Origin of the sequence: Paraburkholderia sp. HP33-1 (assembly GCF_021390595.1) — a bacterium.
In the GTDB taxonomy this organism is placed as follows: Bacteria; Pseudomonadota; Gammaproteobacteria; order Burkholderiales; family Burkholderiaceae; genus Paraburkholderia.
On record NZ_JAJEJR010000002.1, the window covers coordinates 2427020 to 2443850 of the forward strand.

Below are 16831 nucleotides of genomic sequence, written 5' to 3' on the forward strand. Positions count from 1 at the left end.
CCGTGTTTACCCTCGTTTGTGCAGTGATTAACTAATCGATAGCGTTCCGATAAAATTCCACATCATGTGAAGCTGAGGTTTTTGTATGCAAAATTCGGATTTCGATGCGGGTCTGGCCGCTGCCCCGCTGATGCCGAAGGTCGAGCGTCAGCGCCTGCACGACACGGTGGTGGAGCACATCCGCCGCTTTATCGTCGAGGGGGTGCTGGAGCCCGGCAAGAAACTGAACGAGCGCGAGTTGTGCGAAACGCTCGGCATTTCGCGCACACCGCTACGCGAAGCGCTGAAGGTGCTGGCTGCCGAAGGGCTGATCGAGATTTCGCCGAACCGGGGCGCGTCGGTATCGAAGATGTCGGAAGCGGAAGTGCGCGAAACGTTCGAATTGATGAGCGGCCTCGAAGCGTTTTCAGGCGAACTCGCCGCCGAGCGCATCACCGTGGCCGAGCTCGCCGAGATCAAGGCGCTGCATTACGCGATGCTCGCGTGCCGCGCGCAGAACGATCTGCCGGGCTACTACAGCCGCAACCAAGCGATCCACGACAAGATCAACGAAGCGGCGAGAAATTCGGCGCTGCGGCAGATGTATGTGTCGGTCAACCGTCGGCTGCAGGCGCTGCGCTTTCGCTCGAACTATCAGACGCCGAAGTGGGACCGCGCGATTCACGACCACGACGAAATGCTGAAGGCGCTGGAGGCTCGCGACGGGAAGAAGCTCAGCGCGATTCTGCGGCAGCATCTGCTTGATAAGCGGGATGCGGTTTTGCAGGTGCAGACGCAGGAGGTAGTGGTGGCTTCGCCTTCTGTGTTGAAGGCATGACGCGGAAAACTCATGCGGAGTCCCGCTCCACTCGCCCACCGGCAAACAAAACTTGTCCACCTAAATTGTTGGCAAGCCTGTGGACAACCTTCGCACAGCGACCTTAAGTGCTTGAAGCGTGAGAATTTTCTGCGTGCGGCGCACGCATAGGCAGTGAGCGTCGCTATGGAGTCCGTGATAGTGGCTACCTTGCTTCGCAAGGATGCCGTATCACCCGCAGCGACTTCAAAGTGCAGTTGTCCACACAATTTGGGAACAAGCTTGTGGACAACCTGCGCACAGGCCCGCCAAGTGATTGATGCGGCAGGCCTATCGTTCGCGGATGCGGCAGCGGGCAGCGGCACGCGTGAGCGTTCTATATGTAAACAGACCCTGGTAACGACATGACCTCCTCTTTTCCGATTCGCGCGATCGTCACCGGCCATACGCGCGGCCTCGGTGCGGCGCTCGCCGAACAACTGCTCGCACGCAACATCGCGGTGCTGGGTTTGTCGCGCTCGCGGCATGCCGCGCTGAAGGCGCGCTTTGCCGCGCAGCTCGAAGAGATCGAGCTGCCGCTGGCCGAGCCCGCGCGCGTCGCGCAGTGGATCGCCACCGACGCATTGCGCAACTTCGTGCGCGGCGCACAGACGGTGCTACTGATCAACAACGCGGGCATGGTGCAGCCGATCGGTCCCATCGAAGGACAGGACGCGTCGAACGTCGCGGACGCGGTGAGCCTGAACGTCGCGACGCCGCTGATGCTCGCGAGCGCGCTAGCCGCCGCGGCCGTCGATGCGACCGACCGGCGCATCGTCCACATTTCGAGCGGCGCGGCGCGCAATGCGTATCCGGGCTGGAGCATCTACTGCGCGACGAAGGCCGCGCTCGATCATCACGCGCGCGCCGTCGCGCTCGACGCGAATCGCGCTCTGCGCATCTGCAGTCTCGCGCCGGGCGTAATCGATACGGACATGCAGGCGCAAATTCGCGGTAGCGGCGAAGCGCAATTCCCGATGCGCGCGCGCTTCGAAGACCTGAAGCGCAACGGCAAACTGTCGACGCCCGAGCAAAGCGCGGCGCAGCTGATCGACTACGCGCTCAGCGATGCGTTCGGGCTAACGCCGGTCGCGGACATTCGCGAAATCGCGAAATCGGCCTGATCGGCCTGTTGCTGCCGGGGGTCTTCGCTCCCGAAAAACCTCACCTCAGGCACGGAGCAGTGGCGGATCGGCGTCAGGTACCGTCGCCAATGCCCCCGAAAAGCCTCACCTTTGCGCTGAAATGAGGGGGCAAGAGCGTACTTTCGGGGTGCGTTGCTGCGCTGGCTCACCGCTCCCGAAAACGCTCACCTTTGCTCGAACGCGTCCGGTTTGCTTCGCCGATGCAGGCCGCGCATGCGGCAGATCGCCTGGACATTCAACGACTTACGTCACACAGTCGGCGCACGGCGAGCGCGATCGATGCGGTACTTCGCGACTGCATGACATGCCCTTTGCACATCAATAATGCGTGCAGCCGACCCATGCAGCATCCACGACTCCCGAATATCCTCACCTATGGGCGAACAGGCAAAGATGCGCATTCCCGCGAGCGTCTTGCCACTCGCTTTGTTCCGTTTCTGGCGTGGCCGGTTAGTTGCGAAAGAACCGCCCGCACGCGGCTCCCGAAAGTCCTCACCTTTCGCCCCTGGCGCGCGCTGCGCTCATTCGTCGGACATGCTCTTCAGTCCAGGCACCGCGACGATCGACGACCGGAACAACTCCCGAATTCCCTCACCGTCAGATTTGAAGTGCGCGTACAGGTGCGCATATTCTCACCTCGGCACCTCCCGAATCCTCTCACCTATTGGTATCGACCCGTTCACCGCAGAATATAATCGGAGCCGACGGTCGATCACTCGTCGCGAGGCGGCAGCGCGTTGCGTCGCCTCTTCCCCGCTGGCATCAAGCAGTTCGAACGGCAGTTCCTGACAAACCGGCAAAGGAGGAAGAATGAAAACAAACGGCGCGAGCAGAATCATTCGAGCGTTGTTCGCGGTGGCGGTTGCGAGTTGCGCGACCTATGCGAACGCGCAGACGGGCGGCATGCCGAACGACGCGTCGATGCCAAGCCAGCCGACGCCCGCGGCTTCGAATCGGAACAGCAACCGGTCCGACAGCGCGATTGTCCGCGACGTCCGCCGCGCTTTCACGCGCACGACGAGCCTCAATTCAGCGAACATTCACGTCACGTCCCGCCACGCGATCGTGACGCTGACCGGCACGGTGCCGCAGCAATCGCAAATCGCGCGAGCCGGCAACGCCGCAAGATCGGTTCGCGGCGTGAGAAGCGTGCAGAACCGGCTGACGGTGCGACGGCGCGCCGGTCAGTGAGCCTTGCGGGCGGCATCGGCCGGATGGATCGATGTCGCCTGTTCGACCTTCCCTTCGTATCGGCCTCAACCCGCACTTCATTCAGAGTGTGCAACGTGGCGCGTCGCACACTTTTTCTGCTCTGCTTAAGAAACAGGTTGACCTCGACGGAACGCGCCCCCTAGAATGAAAAAATCTTCATCAATGGGGCTTACGCCTTGGACACCTGCAGTAGCCGACTTTCGAACACATTCGCTGCCTGACCGGCAGGACGTCCGAGCTCTCTTCATCAGCCGCCGTCTTGCCAGCAGGCAGACGGTGCGCGCCGCAGTCTCTTCCCGTGCACCTTAAGTAACGTCGTATCCGCATGACAGGAACGCCGCGTTCAAACGCGTCCCTGCGCTGATACGGCAGCGTCGTATCGCGAGCCTCGCGAATGCGTGAATAAACACGTGCGTAGCGAACGTGTGTAACGAACGTGCGTAGCAAACGTATCAAGCGTCCGTACGCAGTGCCCGCTGCACGCCGACAAGGAGCCGCCATGCCAGACAGTGACAGTTATCCCTTATGCCGCTTACCCGTTCTATTAACTGAGGAAAGCGAGTAGACCTTCAACGCCGCGCCCGGACTTTCGCGGCCTCCGTGTCTGCTGGCTTTTCACCAGCGCGTCGAGACAGACGCACGGAGATACTTCATGCAATTCGGCCTCCTTCTCTCGCAGTTCCCGCACGTGCAGGAATCGCGCGCCTTCTACGACGCCCTGCTCGTGTTGCACGTGCGCGAATCGCATCCATTCGCCGCGTTCTGGCGGCTTCTGACGTCGCGCGTTGCGTAGCGTTTCACGATCCGTCCTTCGACAAATACAAACAGGAGAGAACGACATGTCCACTCCGACGAACATTTCCTCCGCGCGCAGCGCCGTGCTCGATTCGGCACACGTCGGCGATATCAAGGGCGCGCTCGGCACGATCGCTCACCATGACACCGCGCCGCGCACGAGCTGGTGGGCGCGCCTGCGCACGCTGCTCGCGATCCTCGGCCCCGGTCTGATCGTGATGGTCGGCGACAACGACGCGGGCGCGTTCGGCACCTACACGCAGGCCGGTCAGAACTACGGCACTTCGTTACTGTGGACGATGCTGTTGCTGGTGCCGGTGCTATTCGTCAATCAGGAGATGGTGCTGCGGCTGGGCGCGGTGACGGGTGTCGGCCACGCGCGGCTGATTTTCGAACGCTTCGGCAAATTCTGGGGCGCCTTCAGCGTCGTCGATCTGTTCCTGCTGAACGCGCTGACGATCGTCACGGAATTCATCGGCATCACGTTCGTGCTCGACTTCTTCGGCGTCTCGAAGATCGCGGGCGTGTGCATCGCCGCGGCGCTGACGATGGCCGCCGTCAGCACCGGCGACTTCCGCCGCTTCGAACGCTTCGCGGTGGTGCTGTGTGTGTTGAGCCTGCTGCTCGTGCCGGTGCTCGTGTCGATTCATCCGCCGGTCGGCCAGATGGCACGCGACTTCTTCATTCCGAACTGGCCCGCGCATTCGAAGCTGTCCGACGTGATGCTGCTCGTGATCGGGATCGTCGGCACGACGGTTGCGCCGTGGCAGCTATTCTTCCAGCAGAGCTACGTGGTCGACAAACGCATCACGCCGCGCTTCATGAACTACGAAAAGGCCGACCTGTGGATCGGCATCGTGTTCGTGCTGATCGGCGCGGTCGCGATGATCTCGTTCAGCGCGGCGCTGTTCGACGGCCGGCCCGAGTTCGGCAACTTCACGGACGCGGGCGGCGTGATCGCCGGTCTGGAGAAATACGCGGGACGTACGTCGGCGGTGCTGTTCGCGATCGCGCTGTTCGACGCGTGCGTGATCGGCGCGGCGGCCGTGTCGCTATCGACCGCCTATGCGATCGGCGACGTGTTCAAGATCCGTCATTCGCTGCACCGTAGCGTGTCGGACGCGAAGGGCTTCTACGTCGTGTACTTCGCGATCGTCGCGGCCGCCGCGGCTTTGGTGCTGATTCCGGGCAGCCCGCTCGGTCTCATCACCGAAGCGGTGCAGACGCTTGCCGGCGTGCTGCTGCCGAGCGCGACCGTGTTCCTGCTGCTGCTGTGCAACGACCGCGCGGTACTCGGTCCGTGGGCCAATTCGAAGAAGCTCAATCTGTTTACCGGTGCGGTGATCTGGGTGCTCGTGATGCTGTCGATCATCCTGACCGCGTCGGTGATCTACCCGGACATCGCGGCGGAAACGATCATCGAAGTTCTTGCAGCCGGCACGTTGCTCGCGGTCGTCGGGTATGTGGCAACCATCGGGATTCGCAGGCTGCGGGGCGAGTCCGCAGCCGAGCCCGCGCCGGTCTATGCAAAGGACGCGCGCAACACGTGGCGCATGCCACCGCTCGACGAACTTCCGCCGCCGCGCCTGACGCTCGCCAAGCGCGTGTGGATGGGCGCTCTGCGCGGCTATCTGCTGCTCGCGATCGCGCTCGTGATCGTCAAGGTCGTGCAGATGGCGTTGCTGAAGTAGTGCGAATGGTGAGGAGTTCCAGGAGGTCTGGGCAATGGTGAGGGTTTTCGGGAGCCATATCCTGAGCGCTTCGAATCACTCATTGCCCCTTCCAGGCCCGCGGCACCCGGTGAAAATTCCGGTCGAAGTAGATCAGACTGTCGCCGTCGGCGCGCACACGAATCTGCGTGGTCTCCACGAACATGACCGAGTGCGAGCCCACTTCCTTCGCTTCCACGATCTTCCCCTGCAAGCTCGCGAGCGCGCCGCGGAGCACCGGCACGTCGTTTTCGCCCTGATCCCACACGGGCAGCTTGAAGCGCTCCTCCATCGAAAGACTGGTCATGCCCGCAAAATGACGCGCGATACTTTCGAGGCTCGCGGGCAGCACGTTGATACACACATGACGATTGCCGACGAACACCGCGTGCATCGCGCTCGAACGGTTCACGCAGATCAGCAGTGTCGGCGGCGTATCGGTGACCGAGCAAACGGCGCTCGCCGTGATGCCGCAGCAACCGTGCGGACCCGCTGTGGTGATCACGTTCACGGCGGCGCCGAGGTGAGCCATCGCCTGTCTGAACTGCGAGCGGTTTTCATCGATCCCGGCGTGAGCCGGTATGGGTTGACTCGACATGTTGATGTCTCCTGTGTTCGGTTGCCGGTTATCGCAAGATGAACCGGTAGTGTTAGCGAGGCTTTGCGGCCGTTTGTCGGCCCGCTATCATGAAAGCCCTCTGACGATAATTCCCCGCGCGCCATTTCCAAGCACGCGTCTGCCCATTCCCATGCCGCGAAGCGCCCGACCGTCCGTCACCCATGCCGCCCCCATCGTCTACATCGTCGATGACGACAACGGCATGCGCACGTCGCTTGCGTGGCTGCTCGAATCGGTCGGCATCCAGTCGCAGGGCTTCGTCAGCGCGGCGGACTTCCTGCGCGCCTTCGACATCAACGTGCCGGGCTGTCTCGTGCTCGACGTCCGCATGCCCGAGGCGAGCGGCTTCGACGTGCAGGAAGAACTGAACCGTCGCGGCGCGACGTTGCCGATCATTTTCGTCAGCGGCCACGGCGATATCCCCATGTCGGTGCGCGCGTTGCAGCACGGCGCGATCGACTTCGTCGAGAAGCCCTACAACTCGCAGCAGATGCTTGAGCGCATTCAACGCGCGATGAAACTCGCGTCGCAACGTCACGCGAAACACATGCGCCAGCTCGAGCTGCGCGAGCGGATCAACTCGCTCACGTCGCGCGAGAAGGAAGTGCTGCACGGTCTGATCGAGGGCAAGCCGAGCAAGGTGATTGCCGCGGATCTGTCGATCAGCGTGAAAACCGTGGACGTGCATCGCGCGAGCATCAAGGAAAAGCTCGGGGCTTCGTCGATTCCGACGCTCGTGCGCGGCGTGCTCGAAGTATGGAGCCCATCGGACGAGCGGCCGGAATGACGCGGCCGCCGCGGCCCATGCGAGCGCGTCAGCGCATGTACAGGCCGCCGTTGACGTCCCAGCACGCGCCATTGGCGAAATAGGCCTCGCCGGAAGCGAGCATCACCGCGACATCGGCGACGTACGACGCAGCTCCGAGCTTGCCGACCGGTATCGCTTCGATCACTTTTGCCAGCTTGTCCGCCGGCACGCTCTCGTGAACGATCGGCAAATCGAGCGGCCCCGGCGAGATCGCGTTGACCGTCACGCCGCTCGCGGCGAGATCGCGCGCGAAGACTTTGGTCAGCGTCAGCACGCCGCCCTTCGCGGCTGCATAGTGCGCGCCCGTCGCCGAGCCGCCGTTCTGTCCCGCCAGCGACGCGATGTTGACGATGCGGCCCACGCCACGCTTCGCGAAGTACTGGCCGAATACCTGGCAGCCGAACAGCACGCTGCGCAGATTGACGTTGATGACCTGATCGAACTGCTCGGCCGTGATGTCCATCACGGGCACGACCTTCGAAGCGCCCGCATTGTTGACGAGCGCATCCACTCCGCCCCAACGTTCGAGCAGCGCGTCGCGCGCGGCCTCAAAGTCCGCTTTGCGCGTGACGTCGAGCCGGATTGCGCAGGCGCTCGAACCGTCGCCGCTGAGTTCATGCGCGAGCGCTTGCGCGGGCTCGATCGCGATATCGGCGAGGGCGACCTTGTAGCCTGCCTCGTGAAAACGACGCGCGAGCACTGCGCCAAGTCCGCGCGCGGCGCCCGTCACGAGCGCGATTCTGTTCGACATGTTGCTGACTCCTTGATTACGTTCAGACGGATTGCGCGAGGCGCGCTTCGATATGCGCCGCCACCGCGCACACCGTTTCGTCGTCGTTCTTGCGACCGATGACCTGCAGGCCCGCCTTCAGCGTCGAGTACCCGGTCGGCACGGGCAGGCTCAACGCCGGGTGGCCGCTCAGGTTGAACGGCCGGGTCAGCGACGACATGGCGATCACCGGCGTGCCGGCGCGCGCCGCTTCGAGCGTGATCGGCAGCGAGGGCAACGTCGGCAGCACGAGCACGTCGACTTGATCGAGCGCGCGATCCACTTCGTCGGTGAACGCGCGTCGCACGCGTTCCGCCGCGTCAAGATCGGCGGCGCTCGTGGCCGCGGCTGCGCGCAGGCGCGCCTCGACATCGGCGCCGAGTTTGCCGCTTTCCACCAGACGGCCGAACGCGCGCGACGTCTCCGCGTTGATCACCGCAATGCCAGCCGTGAATGCGTCTTTCAGCAATGCGAGTTCGATCGTTTGCGTGGCGAGTCCCGCCTGTTTGATGGCGCTCGCGATCGCTGTGGCGATGTCTTCGTCAGCGTCAACGCTGAGCACTCCGACACGCAGCTGCGAAACGTCGCGACGCGCATCGTCCTCGCGAAACGAAGGATCGATTGCCGTCATCACGCGAATCAGCGTATCCATCTCGCGCGTGAAGGGTCCGACGCAGTCGAGTGTCGTCGCACGCGGCGCCACGCCGTGTCGCGACACGCGGCCGAACGTCGGCTTCAGGCCGATCACGCCGCAGCACGCGGCGGGGCCGCGGACCGAGCCGCCGGTGTCGGTGCCGAGCGCGGCGTCCACGAGCTTCTGTCCGACCGCCGACGCGGACCCGCTCGACGATCCGCCCGGAATGCGGGCCGCGTCCTGCGGATTGAGCGGCGTGCCGCAATAGTCGTTGATGCCGGTCATGCCGAACGCGAGCTCGTGCATGTTCGTCTTGCCCGTGATGCGCCAGCCCGCGTCGAGCAAACGCTGCACGACTTCGGCATGCCCAGATGCGGGCGGTGCGTCGGCGAGCGCGCGGCTTGCCGCCGTCGTCGCGTAGCCGGCGATGTCGATGCTGTCCTTGATCGCGATCGTCGGCGCGTCCGCACGGTCGGTTGCGCTCAGATTGAATGTCTGCAGAAATACGTTCATGCCGAAACTCCCTGGGCCGGGTTGACTTGCCACGGTGCATCGAAAAGACGCTCGGTACGGAAATGGCGGATCAGCCATGTTGTGCCCGCATCGTGAGCGGCGGGCACGAAGTCGACTTCGAGGCGCGCCGCGACCAGTTCGGCTTTGGCATCGACATAGCCCGAAGCCTGCAACATGATCCAGCGCCCCTTCGCCGTGTCGCCGTTCACCTCGACGTGCTCCGAAGTGAGAAAGTGCGCGTTGGTCGTGAAGTGCGGCGTCGGCGGCAGATAACGCTGCAGCATCGCGACGATCTGCGCGGCCCCTTCGAGGCGTCCGAACTTGTTCGCGTACTGCGGCCCGATGCCTTCCCAGATCGCGTCTTCGGCGAACAGCGCGGCGAGCGCTTCGCCTTCGAGTGCGCGCACCGGCACGTCGCACAGCGCCATGTAGCGCGCGATAGTCTTGCGGACCGCGTTCTGCGCTTCGAGCGCTTTGACGCGCGCGAGCAACGCGTCGATAGCCGGATCGGTCATCGCGTCACGCATGGTTGGCGACCGCCGGCGGCACCGTCAGCGCACGGCCCACGCGCGCTTCGATCTTGCCGTAGCGCCACAGGTTGTAGTCGCCGACCGGCGTCGTTCGATACAGATTGCACACGGCCACCGCGGTATCGAAGTCGGCGACGTCGGCCATGATGTAAAACGTCCACGGCGCGCCATCGGAATTGCCGACGACGAGCCGATCGTCGTCCATCACGCCCAGCACACGCACGTTTTCCATCGCTTCGATCGCGTTCAGCATCTTGCCGTACGCTTGCCACACTTCGCCGATCTGTTCGCGCGGCAAGTCGAAGAAGTTCTGCGAGACGCCGCAGCAGAACAGCACACGCAAAGGCAGGTTTCGGTTGTCGCTCATGGGAACGTTCCTTGGTTCGTTTGATTGAAGAGAGTTCACAGGTAGCCGGGAATCGGCTGCACGCCGACGAACACGGCGCCGGCTCCGTCGTAATTGCCTTCGCCGAGGAAGGCGTGTTGCGTGACGACCATCGCATCGCGCGCGAGACGTTGCAGCGGATGGTTGCGATAGATCGCCATCGTGCCGCCCAGGCGATACGCGCGGTTCACGACATCGGCACCTTCGCGCGCGATCTGCGTGGCCGAGAGGCGCAGCAGGCTCACTTGATCGGGTGTCACGTCGTCGCCCGCGAGGATCGACTGCCAGACACTGTCAGTGGCTTCGTAGAAGAACGCGCGCGCCGAACGCAGTTGCGCCTCGGCCTTCGCGAGTTCGATGCGGTAATACGCGCGGTCCGCGAGTTGCGGCGCGCCGGTCGTCGTCTTGCGGCCACCGGACATCGTGTTGGCAACATCGAGCGCCGCACGCGCGAGGCCCAGATTGACGACCGCCAGCACTTGCGCGGCATACGCGATGGTCGGATAGCGGTAGAGCGGCTCATCGACGCTCGGCGTGCCGCCGCGCACGAACGTCCAGTCTTCTTCGACGAACTGATCAACGACGCGCAGATCGTGACTGCCGGTGCCTTGCATGCCGACCACGTTCCAGTTCTCGACGATCTCGACCTTCTCGGGTCTGAAGACCGCCGTGCGCGGTTTGCCCGGCGCTTCGCCAGCCTTGCCCGTGCCGATGCCGACGCCGAGCCAGTCCGCGCCCTTGCAGCCGCTCGCGAATTTCCACGTACCGTTGACGCGAAAGCCGTTCGCCTCGGGCGTCGCGTTCTGCACCGGGAAGAGACCGCCCGCGAACACCTGGTCGGGACCGCTGGCGTAAATCTCGGCCTGCGTCGCGAGCGGCAGCGCCGCGAGATAGAGATTGGCCGAGCCGAAGCTCGCGACCCATGCCGCGGAGCCGTCTACTGTCGCGATGCGTTCGATCAGCGCGAGAAATTCGCCGGGCGCGCGCGCATCGCCGCCGAAGCGCTTCGGCGTGGCCGCGCGATAGATGCCCGCGCGCTTGAGCATATCGATCACATCGCGCGGCACGTGCGACAGACGCTCGAACTCTTCGCGTCTCTTCGCGATTTCGGCGATCGCGTCATCCAGCGCCTGTTCCGTGGATGGGGCAATGCAGTCCTGCTTGCTGACAGCGGCGGCGAGCGACATGGACGTCTCCGTATCCTGTGACATTGATTAGTGAATGGACGTGTACTGCTTTGCACACGGTGAAGCCAGTCTAGAAACGCAAAAAAACAGGAACAATTGGGAAGAGATGACGCGGCTTAGGGCAATCTCCCGATGCGGGTAAGGATTTCTTTAGCGATGCGACGCAAAACCGGTGGTATGGTTGACGCCGTCGGCATTTCCGCAGTGAACGGCTTCCCATGACCCCGCCCACCGAACATGATTTCCGCGTGCTGCTCGATGCGCTCAATCAGTGCGTACTGCTGCATGACGCCGAAACGAAAGCGATCGTGTGGGCGAATCGCGCCGCCTGCGTCGCGCTCGGCTTCACGCTCGAAGAACTGCTGCCGCTGAAAGCGCACGACATGACGCGCAACGACGCCCGCTACCGGCGCGAGATCGCCGTCGATGCGATGGACCGCTCGGTCGAACAGGGACCGCAAGCGTACGAGTGGTGCTATCGGTCGCGCACGGGCGTCGACATGTTGTCGGAAGCGATTGCGACGTACGTACCGCTGAGCGGCCGGCCGGTCGTCATGGTGCAGTTTCGTGACATCAGCGAAGAAGAGGCGATGCGTCAGAAGCTGCGCAGCTACGAAACCCGTCTGCGCGAGTACATGCAGGATCTCGACGAAGGCGTCGCGCTGATCACGCGGCGCGGCAAGGTCGCTTATCTGAGCGAGTCCGGACGGCGCGTGCTTGGCGTTGCATCCGATGCGCCTCTCGGCGCCGCGCTCGACTATTGCACGCGCGAAGACCGCGACCGCCTCGCGAGCCAGTTGCGCGATGCGCCCCGTCAGCATTCGACCGACGCGCAGCGCTACCGGATCGAGCGGCGCGACGGAGTCGAACGCTGGCTGCGCATCACGTGCCGGCGTGTCGATATCGACGATGAACTCAACGGTGTGCTCGTGCACTTTCGCGACGTCAGCGAAGAGGTCGCGCTGGAAGAAACGCGCCGAACCGAAGCGCGCATGCTCGAATACGCAGGACGCTATAACGCGATGGGTGAAATGGCGACCGCGATCGCGCACGAGTTGAGTCAGCCGCTCGCGGCAGTGCGCAATTTCATCGAGGGCGCGATCCAGCGATTGAACCAACCGGACGCGGTCGAGAGCGCGATATGGGGATTGCGCGCCGCGGACCGGCAAGCAGAGCATGCGGCGCTGATCATCAGGAGCGTGCGCGAATTCGTCGGCAAGCGCGAGCCCGTCGAGACCGACGCGGACCTGCGCGACGTGCTCGCGGACGTCGCGTACTTCATTCAACTGCGCGCGCGCGACGAAGGCGTGAGCGTCAACATCGAACAATCGCCGCAACCGTTGCCGATTCGTTGCGAACGCGTGCTGATCGGCCAGGTGATTCTCAATCTGGCTTTCAACGCGGTCGAAGCGCTGACCGAAGCCAAACAGGCCGGCCGCGTGGTCACGCTGGCCACGTCGCGAAACCAAGACGTGGCCGAGCTTCATGTGATCGACAACGGCCCCGGCGTGCCCGACGACGTCCTCGACCGCCTGTTCGAAGGCTTTTCTTCGTCGAAAGCGGCCGGCAACGGCATCGGCCTGTCCTTGTGCAAAAACATCGTCGCGCGACATGATGGGCGCATCTGGGCGCAGCGCGCGGCAACGGGCGGCCTCGACTGCCGCTTTGCGTTGCCGCTGCTGTCGCAAGCCTGAGCGCATCACGAAGCTAGCGGCCCAGCGCCTGCGCGGTCTTGCCGCCGATCGCCTCGACGGTCGTATCGGTCAACTCGAGTGTCGGCATGATGACCCGTTAGAGCAGGAAGCCGATCGCGCTCAGCGCATCGGTGGAATCGATCAGACGGATCACCTTCTCGACGAGACGCGGCTCGCCGCTGGCGATGCTGATCTTGTGCGTGAGATCGGCCGCGAAAATCGTCGACGTACCGCGCTTGTACGCAATGATGATCTGGGACGACTTCACTTCGACCATGTCCGCGCTATCGCTCGCGAGCGTGAAGCGCGACACCGTGCGCACCGTGCGCGCCGCATCCGACGCCGACGCCGAATAGCCGGACGTCATGCGCTGCACTCGCTTTTCGCGCATGTCCTGATCGTCGTAAGCGTAGTTCAGCGTCGCCGCGTAATCGGTCGCGTTCGGATCGATCGGCACGACATAGTGGCCCGCCGGGTCCCAGAGGTCGAGCCACTCCCGATAGTCGCGCCGATCGAGCAATTCGGCCTCGCGCCAGATGAACTCGATCGCGCGCGCAAAGGTCTGGTGGGAAAAGAGTGCGTTTCGGTCATCCATCATGCCTGCTCCATCATTGCGCGCCATTGCTTGTAGGCTTCGCGCATGCCGGTTTCGTCGGTTGCGTGTGCGGTTTTCTCGCCGTTCGCGGCGGTCGTTTCGCGATTCAGACCGCGATTGACGAGGATCGGTACGTCCGGCCCCGCATGCGAGCCGCGCTGCACGCGCTCCCACGCTTCGGCATCGTCGGGACTGCCAAAGCCGAACGGACCCTGGAAGTGCTCGTGAATGCGCAGGCGCACGCGATTCGCTTCGTCGGGACCGCCGTCCATCGCGAGTGCGACGTGACGAATCTCCGTCTCTTCGGCGGAAATCGGTCGCAGCACGCGGAAAAAGGCCATCGACAGCGCGAGATTCGGGAACAGGTTCAGGTTGAAGCCGACGCCCATCAGCGAGCGCACGATGCGGCGGACTTCCGCCGGCGTGTGCTTTTGCGCGAGCTGCGCAGCGAGTTCACTGAAGCGCTCGGGCAGCGGCGCGCCGTCGTCCTTGTCCAGATCGACGATCTCGGGCATCAGCACCGCGAGGCTATGACCGTTGCCGAGCGAGCGGCAGAACGCGTCGTCGCTCGTCATGAAGCTGGTGATCGCGGTGGCGGTCTCGTCGTCGATGGACTTCATCCACGACTTGTGCACGACCGGGAAGTGGTACAGGTCCGTCGTATTCTCGAGCTGGATCTTCCAGTTGCCCTTGAACTTGAACTTGTGCTCGCCGTTGGCCTTGATCGGATAGCCCGCGCCCTGCTTCATGAACAGGTCGATCCACGGCTTTGCCCCGCCGAGGAAGTCTTCGAGCGGTTCGATCGTTTCGTTGAAGCTCGCGAAGATCAGGCCTTGATAGACGCCCACGCGCAGCTTCTTGAGCGGCAGATCGCCCTTCTCGCAGACGCCTTCGTAACCGTCGCCGTAAGGCAGCGCGCGCAGCGTGCCGTCGAGCGCGTAGGACCAGCTGTGATACGGGCACGTGAAGCCCTTCGCATTGCCCTTGTGCTCCTCGCACACGGTCGCGCCGCGATGACGGCAGCGGTTTTGCAGCACGTTGACCGCGCCGCTCCTGTCGCGCACGACGATGACCGGCTGTCGGCCGATCGTCGTCGTGATGAAATCGCCTGGCTTCGGCAATTCGCTGTCATGCGCGACCCAGATCCACGTCTTGTAGAAAATGCGCTCGAGTTCGACTTCGAACAGCTCGGGATCGTAGTAGAGGGAAGGCGCGATGCGATCGGCCTCGGCGCGCCTCACTAAAGCGCTGGTGTCGATGGTTTGATAGGTCGGCGTACTCATCTTATGCGGGGAAAGTTGCGGGGTTGGAATGAAGACGCACTTCGACGCGCGAAGCCGCGTGCCACACATCAGCGCATCCTCTCGTTGACATCAGTCTCGCTTTGCGACGATCATGCGTCAAATCGATTAAAAACAGGTTGTCGGATAAATCCGGCTGATATCACAAGAGCGTCCCCATGACTTCCATCGACCACGTCGATCTCAATCTGCTGAGGGTGTTTCAGGCGATCGTCGAGGAGCGCAGCCTGACGAAAGCGGGCGAACGCCTCGCGCTGTCGCAGCCCGCGGTCAGCTATTCGCTCGGCCGTCTGCGCACGATGTTCGACGACCCGCTGTTCATCCGCACACGCGCGGGCATGCAGCCCACGCCCGTCGCGCTTGAACTCGCGGAGATCGTCGGCCACGCGCTCGACACCGTGCGTCAGGCGCTGCGTTACGCGGAACGTTTCGATCCGGCCACGAGCACGCGCACGTTTCGTCTTTCGCTATCGGATGCCGGTGAAATGGCGTATCTGCCCGCGCTGTGCGCGGCGCTGCAGAAGTCGGCGCCGCGCGTGAAGCTGGTCGTCGAGCCGTTGCCGGTGGAGGAGATCGAGGAGGCGCTGCGTTCGAGCCGGCTCGACTTCGCGATCGGCAATCTGCCGTCGCTGCTGCCGCGCACGCGGCATAGCCTGCTATTCGAGGAATCGTATGTGTGCATGACGCGCAAGCGCCGCGACCTGCCGAGCGGTAACACGCTGAAGCTCGAACGGTTTCTCGCGGCGTCGCACATCCAGGTGCGCTCGCTCGAACATAGTCACCATGCGCTCGACGATGCGCTCCGCACACAAGGCGTCGGCCGCAATATCGCGTTCGCGTTGCCGCACTTCGTCGCGGTGCCTGGCGTGCTGGCCGCGACGGATCTGTTCGCGACGCTACCCGAACGGCTCGCGCATATTCTCAATCGCGGCGACGCGTTCCGGATCTACGCATTGCCCGTGCCGTTGCCGAAGGCGGCCGTGACGATGCACTGGCACGAGCACTTCCACGAAGACGAAGGCATCGCGTGGATGCGCGGCCTGATGACCGAGATCCTCGCGGGCTTCGAGAAGATGTGATTGCGCCGAAGCGAATCAGAGGTCGAGCACGAGTACGGGAGTGCGCGAGCGCGACACGCAGCAACAGATCACGCTATTGCTCGCACGCTCGGCCTTGCTCAGGCAGTGATCGCGATGCTCGGGCTCGCCGCTGACCACATCGACCATGCACGTGCCGCACACGCCTTCGCCGCACGACGTGTCCACTTCAATGCCGATCGACGCGAGCGCAGCAACGATCGACGTGTTCGCATCGACCCGCACCGTCCGGCCGCTGCCCGCGAGCTGTACGTCGAAGCCGTCGAGCGACGCTTCGGCCGTTTGCGCCGGCTCCGCTTTGAAACGTTCGAGATGAATCGCTTCCGCGGGCAAGCGCTGCTCAGCGCTGGCGACGACGAGATCCATGAACGGCGCAGGACCGCACGTGTAGACATGCGCGTTCGCGCCTGCATCGTGCAGACACGCATCGAGCGCCGGCTTCAGCTCGTCGGGCTGGACGCCGAAATGCAGCTTCACATGGCGCGCGAACGGCTCGCGCGTGAGCAGCGTCATGAACGCCGCATGCGCTTCGCTGCGGGCGAAATAGTGCAGCGTGAAGCGCGCCTGCCGCGCGGCAAGCCGATAAGCCATCGACAGCAGCGGCGTGATGCCGATGCCCGCGCCGATCAGGATGTGCTCGCCCGCACTTTCTTCGAGGTGAAAAAGATTGCGCGGCGCGCCGACCGACAGCTCGGTGCCGACGCTCACCTCTTCATGAAGCGAACGCGAGCCGCCGCGCGATTGCTCTTCCTTCTTCACCGCGAAAATCTGCGAGTCTAGACACTCCGGGTCGCCGCACAACGAGTATTGCCGCGTGATGCCCGAAGGGCTCGTGACGTCGATGTGCGCGCCCGGCTCATAGCGCTCGAACGGCAGCCCATCGAGCCGTGAAATGCTGAACGAGCGGACGCCGTGCGCTTCCTCGCGCAACGCGTCGACCCGAACCTTCAGGGTTTGCGCTTGCATAATTGCCTTCCGATGTGTTCCTGGTGGGGACGATATG

At 63.6% G+C, this 16831-nt stretch carries 17 protein-coding genes; 8 read left to right on the forward strand and 9 right to left on the reverse strand.

The window, feature by feature from the left end; translation table 11 throughout:
* Positions 1-85: 85 nt before the first annotated feature.
* The 5 genes from L0U81_RS26905 to L0U81_RS26925 all read left to right on the forward strand — a co-directional run bounded on the left by L0U81_RS26905 (position 86) and on the right by L0U81_RS26925 (position 5678).
* A complete protein-coding gene (locus L0U81_RS26905) occupies positions 86-817 on the forward strand; it encodes a GntR family transcriptional regulator (protein ID WP_233807724.1) in 732 nt (243 codons plus the stop codon).
* 383 nt (positions 818-1200) lie between these two features.
* Complete coding sequence (locus tag L0U81_RS26910) at positions 1201-1959, forward strand: SDR family oxidoreductase (protein ID WP_233807726.1); 759 nt, start codon at positions 1201-1203, stop codon at positions 1957-1959.
* Between the two features lie 831 nt (positions 1960-2790).
* Positions 2791-3171 (forward strand): BON domain-containing protein, encoded by a 381-nt coding sequence (locus L0U81_RS26915; protein WP_233807728.1) that lies wholly within the window; start codon positions 2791-2793, stop codon positions 3169-3171.
* 673 nt (positions 3172-3844) lie between these two features.
* Complete coding sequence (locus L0U81_RS26920; RefSeq protein ID WP_233807730.1) at positions 3845-3985, forward strand: hypothetical protein; 141 nt, start codon at positions 3845-3847, stop codon at positions 3983-3985.
* A 46-nt stretch (positions 3986-4031) separates the two neighbouring features.
* The gene (locus L0U81_RS26925; RefSeq protein ID WP_233807732.1) at positions 4032-5678 is read left to right on the forward strand and encodes an NRAMP family divalent metal transporter; all 1647 of its coding nucleotides are present in this window, start codon (positions 4032-4034) and stop codon (positions 5676-5678) included.
* 79 nt (positions 5679-5757) lie between these two features.
* Here L0U81_RS26925 and hpaC read toward each other — a convergent pair whose 3' ends face one another.
* Positions 5758-6294, reverse strand: coding sequence for a 4-hydroxyphenylacetate 3-monooxygenase, reductase component (hpaC, locus tag L0U81_RS26930; RefSeq protein ID WP_233807735.1), 537 nt, complete (start codon positions 6292-6294; stop codon positions 5758-5760).
* Between the two features lie 151 nt (positions 6295-6445).
* On the opposite strand from hpaC, the gene L0U81_RS26935 reads away from it, so the two are divergent.
* On the forward strand, positions 6446-7102 hold the full coding sequence (locus tag L0U81_RS26935) for a response regulator transcription factor (RefSeq protein WP_233807737.1): 657 nt from the start codon (positions 6446-6448) through the stop codon (positions 7100-7102).
* A gap of 28 nt (positions 7103-7130) precedes the next feature.
* Here L0U81_RS26935 and L0U81_RS26940 read toward each other — a convergent pair whose 3' ends face one another.
* From L0U81_RS26940 to L0U81_RS26960, 5 genes are read right to left on the reverse strand one after another with little or no spacing between them, the layout of a single operon-like run.
* Positions 7131-7874 carry an SDR family NAD(P)-dependent oxidoreductase gene (locus L0U81_RS26940; protein WP_233807741.1) on the reverse strand — a complete coding sequence of 248 codons (744 nt, stop codon included), beginning with the start codon at positions 7872-7874 and terminating at the stop codon, positions 7131-7133.
* A gap of 22 nt (positions 7875-7896) precedes the next feature.
* The gene (locus L0U81_RS26945) at positions 7897-9039 is read right to left on the reverse strand and encodes an amidase (RefSeq protein WP_233807742.1); all 1143 of its coding nucleotides are present in this window, start codon (positions 9037-9039) and stop codon (positions 7897-7899) included.
* Positions 9036-9554 carry a nuclear transport factor 2 family protein gene (locus L0U81_RS26950; RefSeq protein WP_233807743.1) on the reverse strand — a complete coding sequence of 173 codons (519 nt, stop codon included), beginning with the start codon at positions 9552-9554 and terminating at the stop codon, positions 9036-9038. Before L0U81_RS26950 ends, L0U81_RS26945 begins: the two co-directional genes overlap by 4 nt.
* Before the next feature lie 4 nt (positions 9555-9558).
* Positions 9559-9936, reverse strand: coding sequence for a hypothetical protein (locus L0U81_RS26955; RefSeq protein ID WP_233807744.1), 378 nt, complete (start codon positions 9934-9936; stop codon positions 9559-9561).
* A gap of 35 nt (positions 9937-9971) precedes the next feature.
* Positions 9972-11141, reverse strand: a complete 1170-nt coding sequence (locus L0U81_RS26960; RefSeq protein WP_233807746.1) for an acyl-CoA dehydrogenase family protein — start codon at positions 11139-11141, stop codon at positions 9972-9974.
* A 218-nt stretch (positions 11142-11359) separates the two neighbouring features.
* Between L0U81_RS26960 and L0U81_RS26965 the strand changes: the two genes are divergently transcribed.
* Positions 11360-12835, forward strand: a complete 1476-nt coding sequence (locus L0U81_RS26965; RefSeq protein WP_233807747.1) for a PAS domain-containing sensor histidine kinase — start codon at positions 11360-11362, stop codon at positions 12833-12835.
* 97 nt (positions 12836-12932) lie between these two features.
* Here L0U81_RS26965 and L0U81_RS26970 read toward each other — a convergent pair whose 3' ends face one another.
* Together L0U81_RS26970 and L0U81_RS26975 are read right to left on the reverse strand one after the other, a co-directional pair.
* Entirely contained in the window at positions 12933-13433 is a 501-nt protein-coding gene (locus tag L0U81_RS26970) for an aromatic-ring-hydroxylating dioxygenase subunit beta (RefSeq protein WP_233807748.1), read from the reverse strand.
* A complete protein-coding gene (locus L0U81_RS26975; protein ID WP_233807749.1) occupies positions 13430-14713 on the reverse strand; it encodes an aromatic ring-hydroxylating oxygenase subunit alpha in 1284 nt (427 codons plus the stop codon). The genes L0U81_RS26970 and L0U81_RS26975 overlap by 4 nt, the downstream gene beginning before the upstream one ends.
* A 176-nt stretch (positions 14714-14889) precedes the next feature.
* Here L0U81_RS26975 and L0U81_RS26980 point away from each other — a divergent pair, with 176 nt between their 5' ends.
* Positions 14890-15810, forward strand: a complete 921-nt coding sequence (locus L0U81_RS26980; protein ID WP_233807750.1) for a LysR family transcriptional regulator — start codon at positions 14890-14892, stop codon at positions 15808-15810.
* A 15-nt stretch (positions 15811-15825) separates the two neighbouring features.
* On the opposite strand, the gene L0U81_RS26985 is transcribed toward L0U81_RS26980, so the two are convergent.
* Positions 15826-16794, reverse strand: a complete 969-nt coding sequence (locus tag L0U81_RS26985) for a PDR/VanB family oxidoreductase (protein WP_233807751.1) — start codon at positions 16792-16794, stop codon at positions 15826-15828.
* Positions 16795-16831: the final 37 nt, after the last annotated feature.

Excerpts from the sequence above, each read along its gene's own strand:
- L0U81_RS26910 (WP_233807726.1), top strand. The coding sequence starts at position 1,201 with ATGACCTCCTCTTTTCCGATTCGCGCGATCGTCACCGGCCATACGCGC.
- L0U81_RS26950 (WP_233807743.1), bottom strand. The coding sequence starts at position 9,554 with ATGACCGATCCGGCTATCGACGCGTTGCTCGCGCGCGTCAAAGCGCTC.
- L0U81_RS26965 (WP_233807747.1), top strand. The coding sequence starts at position 11,360 with ATGACCCCGCCCACCGAACATGATTTCCGCGTGCTGCTCGATGCGCTC.
- L0U81_RS26975 (WP_233807749.1), bottom strand. The coding sequence starts at position 14,713 with ATGAGTACGCCGACCTATCAAACCATCGACACCAGCGCTTTAGTGAGG.
- L0U81_RS26985 (WP_233807751.1), bottom strand. The coding sequence starts at position 16,794 with ATGCAAGCGCAAACCCTGAAGGTTCGGGTCGACGCGTTGCGCGAGGAA.
- L0U81_RS26960 (WP_233807746.1), bottom strand. The coding sequence starts at position 11,141 with ATGTCGCTCGCCGCCGCTGTCAGCAAGCAGGACTGCATTGCCCCATCC.
- L0U81_RS26935 (WP_233807737.1), top strand. The coding sequence starts at position 6,446 with ATGCCGCGAAGCGCCCGACCGTCCGTCACCCATGCCGCCCCCATCGTC.
- L0U81_RS26955 (WP_233807744.1), bottom strand. The coding sequence starts at position 9,936 with ATGAGCGACAACCGAAACCTGCCTTTGCGTGTGCTGTTCTGCTGCGGC.
- hpaC (WP_233807735.1), bottom strand. The coding sequence starts at position 6,294 with ATGTCGAGTCAACCCATACCGGCTCACGCCGGGATCGATGAAAACCGC.
- L0U81_RS26970 (WP_233807748.1), bottom strand. The coding sequence starts at position 13,433 with ATGATGGATGACCGAAACGCACTCTTTTCCCACCAGACCTTTGCGCGC.
- L0U81_RS26905 (WP_233807724.1), top strand. The coding sequence starts at position 86 with ATGCAAAATTCGGATTTCGATGCGGGTCTGGCCGCTGCCCCGCTGATG.
- L0U81_RS26940 (WP_233807741.1), bottom strand. The coding sequence starts at position 7,874 with ATGTCGAACAGAATCGCGCTCGTGACGGGCGCCGCGCGCGGACTTGGC.
- L0U81_RS26925 (WP_233807732.1), top strand. The coding sequence starts at position 4,032 with ATGTCCACTCCGACGAACATTTCCTCCGCGCGCAGCGCCGTGCTCGAT.
- L0U81_RS26980 (WP_233807750.1), top strand. The coding sequence starts at position 14,890 with ATGACTTCCATCGACCACGTCGATCTCAATCTGCTGAGGGTGTTTCAG.
- L0U81_RS26920 (WP_233807730.1), top strand. The coding sequence starts at position 3,845 with ATGCAATTCGGCCTCCTTCTCTCGCAGTTCCCGCACGTGCAGGAATCG.
- L0U81_RS26915 (WP_233807728.1), top strand. The coding sequence starts at position 2,791 with ATGAAAACAAACGGCGCGAGCAGAATCATTCGAGCGTTGTTCGCGGTG.
- L0U81_RS26945 (WP_233807742.1), bottom strand. The coding sequence starts at position 9,039 with ATGAACGTATTTCTGCAGACATTCAATCTGAGCGCAACCGACCGTGCG.